At 69.0% G+C, this 2,232-nt stretch carries 5 protein-coding genes and 1 pseudogene; all 6 read left to right on the plus strand.

Features of this window, described 5'->3' with window-relative positions; all coding sequences use genetic code 11:
* Window positions 1-147: 147 nt before the first annotated feature.
* Entirely contained in the window at window positions 148-585 is a 438-nt protein-coding gene (tnpA, locus tag FG154_RS20305) for an IS66-like element accessory protein TnpA (protein ID WP_145111911.1), read from the plus strand.
* Window positions 582-935 carry an IS66 family insertion sequence element accessory protein TnpB gene (tnpB, locus tag FG154_RS20310; RefSeq protein ID WP_145111914.1) on the plus strand — a complete coding sequence of 118 codons (354 nt, stop codon included), beginning with the start codon at window positions 582-584 and terminating at the stop codon, window positions 933-935. Before tnpA ends, tnpB begins: the two co-directional genes overlap by 4 nt.
* 61 nt (window positions 936-996) lie before the next feature.
* Window positions 997-1,368, plus strand: a complete 372-nt coding sequence (locus tag FG154_RS20315; protein WP_145111917.1) for an IS66 family transposase — start codon at window positions 997-999, stop codon at window positions 1,366-1,368.
* Window positions 1,369-1,430: 62 nt separating this feature from the next.
* A pseudogene (locus tag FG154_RS21975) lies at window positions 1,431-1,878 on the plus strand (IS66 family transposase zinc-finger binding domain-containing protein); the annotation flags it as partial.
* A gap of 52 nt (window positions 1,879-1,930) precedes the next feature.
* A complete protein-coding gene (locus FG154_RS21980; protein WP_425456870.1) occupies window positions 1,931-2,062 on the plus strand; it encodes a hypothetical protein in 132 nt (43 codons plus the stop codon).
* Between the two features lie 24 nt (window positions 2,063-2,086).
* Window positions 2,087-2,232, plus strand: a 146-nt coding sequence (locus tag FG154_RS21985; protein WP_186312484.1) for an IS66 family transposase, incomplete at its 3' end; no start/stop codon positions are given.

Raw genomic sequence — 2,232 nt, forward strand, 5'->3', positions numbered from 1 at the left:
CGCTTCCCGATGCGCGTCGATGAATCCCACCATTACTTCGACCGGCGGTCGAGCAGTAAGCGAGATTTTGTCCCCATTGGGTTTGGGTGTTCCGTCGAGGGCGGGCGGGGAGCACGCTGATCGCATTTTCCATGATGGAGGATTGCGATGGCGGATGGTGGAGATGGCGGCGCGCTGCGGTATTCGGTGATCTCTGGTCCGACGGGTCGGCGCCAGTGGCCCGACGAGGTCAAGGCGCGGATCGTGGCGGAGAGTTTCGTGCCCGGCGTCCGGGTCGGGGATGTGGCGCGGCGGCACGGGGTGCTCCCCTCGCAGCTGACGACGTGGCGGCGGATGGCGAAGGACGGACACCTCGCGCTGCCATGGGAGAGCGTCGGGCTCTCCGAGCCGGATTTCGTCCCGCTGATCGTCGAGGAGGATGCCGCGCCTGCCGAGGCGGCGGCGGTGCCTTCCGTGACCGGCAGCCGGATGGAGATGCCGATCGAAGTGGTGGTGGGCGCGGTCGTGGTCCGGCTTCCGGCCGAGGTGCCGGTCGCGCGGCTCTCGGCGCTGGTGCGGGCCCTGGCGGAGGCCTCGCCGCGATGATCGTGCCGGCTCAGCGGCTCGCCATCGTGATCGCGACGCAGCCGGTGGACTTCCGCTGCGGTCATGATGCGCTTGCGGCGATCGTGCAGACGCGGCTCGGGCTCGACCCGCACTCGGGGCTGATGGTGGTGTTCCGCTCGAAGCGGAAGGACCGGGCGAAGATCCTGGTCTGGGACGGCAGCGGGCTCGTGCTCGTCTACAAGCGGCTCGAGCAGGGCAGCTTCTCCTGGCCGCGGGTTCAGGAGGGCGTAGCGCGGATTTCCCGAGCTCAGTTCGAAGCTTTGTTCGACGGGCTCCAGTGGCAGCGCCTGGACGCGCGACAGGTGGTGCAGCCGGGTGCTGCGGCCTGAGCAACCTGTTGCTTTGGCTTTATTTTGTTGCGGTTGTCGGGTCATGCGATAGACTTTGGGCATGACGCTTCCGAAGGGTCCTGCGCTCCTGGACCGCCTGCCTCCCGAGGTTCGGGCGGTGCTGGAGGCGCAGGCCTTCGCCCTCTCGGCCGAGCGGGCGCACCGCCAGCATCTGGAAGCCGAGCATGCCGCGTTGCAGGCTGATGCGGCGAGAACGGCGGCGGAAAGGGCGGTCATGGCCGCCGAGAATGCCCGGATGAAGGAGCTTCTGGAGGAACTGGAGCCGCTCATCCGGCAGCTCCGCCTCGCCCGGTACGCGCCCAGCTCGGAGAAGCTCGACCCCGACCAGCTTCAGCTGTGCTTCGAGGAACGAGCCATCGCGGCGCCACCGGTCCGAGCCCGAGGGCGAGTGAACAGGCTGTCGCCGCGGTGAAGGAGAAGCACGGGGAAAAGGATGCGCCCGGCGCGGAGGCCGAAGAGGCGCCTGCGACCGGCAAGCGCCGCGGGCGGCCGACGAAGGAAGAGGCCCCCGTCCGGCGCTCGTTGCCGAAGGACCTGCCGCGGATCGAGGAACGGATCGAGCCCGACAGCCTGATCTGTCCGTGCGGCTGCGGCCAGATGGTGCAGATCGGTGAGGTGGAGGAGGATCAGGAAACGGTCCGGGGGACCGTTTCCCCGACGACCCTCGGAACGTCTCGACATCGTCCCTGCCCAGCTGCGGGTGATCGAGACCGTCCGCCCGCGCTACGCCTGCCCGAAGGGGCGTGCGGGCATCGTCCAGGCGCCGCCGCCCGCCTGGCTGATCGAGGGAGGGCTGCCCACCGAGGCTTTCATCGCCTGGCTCCTGGTCTCGAAATATGCCGACGCGCTGCCGCTCTACCGGCTCTCGCAGATCCTCGCCCGCTCCGGCGTGGTGATCGACCGCTCGACGCTGGCCGACTGGGGTGAAGAGCGGTCCCGAAGGGATCGAACCGTCCAGTGGACGGTTCGAAGGGATGAACGCGCGACGCGCCAGGGCGGCCTTCCACCTCGACGCGATCGTCCGGCGGATGCTGGAGCATCTGAAGGCCTCGACCAAGCTCTTCATGGAGTTCGCAGGGGACCGTGGCGCCAGTGGCGCCGCGTAAGCCCCGGAGAACGCGACGGCGCCGGTGCTGGATCCTGGTCGCGGCCGGACCAGGACCGGGTTCATCTGGGCCCTGACCCGCGATGATCGACGATGGTCCGGACCGGGACCGGTGATCACCGTGTTCACCTATGCGCCCGGCCGGGGCGGCACCCACGCCGAGGAGATCCT

It is taken from the genome of Cereibacter sediminicola, assembly GCF_007668225.1.
In the GTDB taxonomy this organism is placed as follows: domain Bacteria; phylum Pseudomonadota; class Alphaproteobacteria; order Rhodobacterales; family Rhodobacteraceae; genus Cereibacter_A; species Cereibacter_A azotoformans.

Bases quoted from the DNA above. Each gene is read 5' to 3' on its own strand.
- tnpA (WP_145111911.1), top strand. From the start codon at position 148: ATGGCGGATGGTGGAGATGGCGGCGCGCTGCGGTATTCGGTGATCTCT.
- tnpB (WP_145111914.1), top strand. From the start codon at position 582: ATGATCGTGCCGGCTCAGCGGCTCGCCATCGTGATCGCGACGCAGCCG.
- FG154_RS20315 (WP_145111917.1), top strand. From the start codon at position 997: ATGACGCTTCCGAAGGGTCCTGCGCTCCTGGACCGCCTGCCTCCCGAG.
- FG154_RS21980 (WP_425456870.1), top strand. From the start codon at position 1,931: ATGAACGCGCGACGCGCCAGGGCGGCCTTCCACCTCGACGCGATCGTC.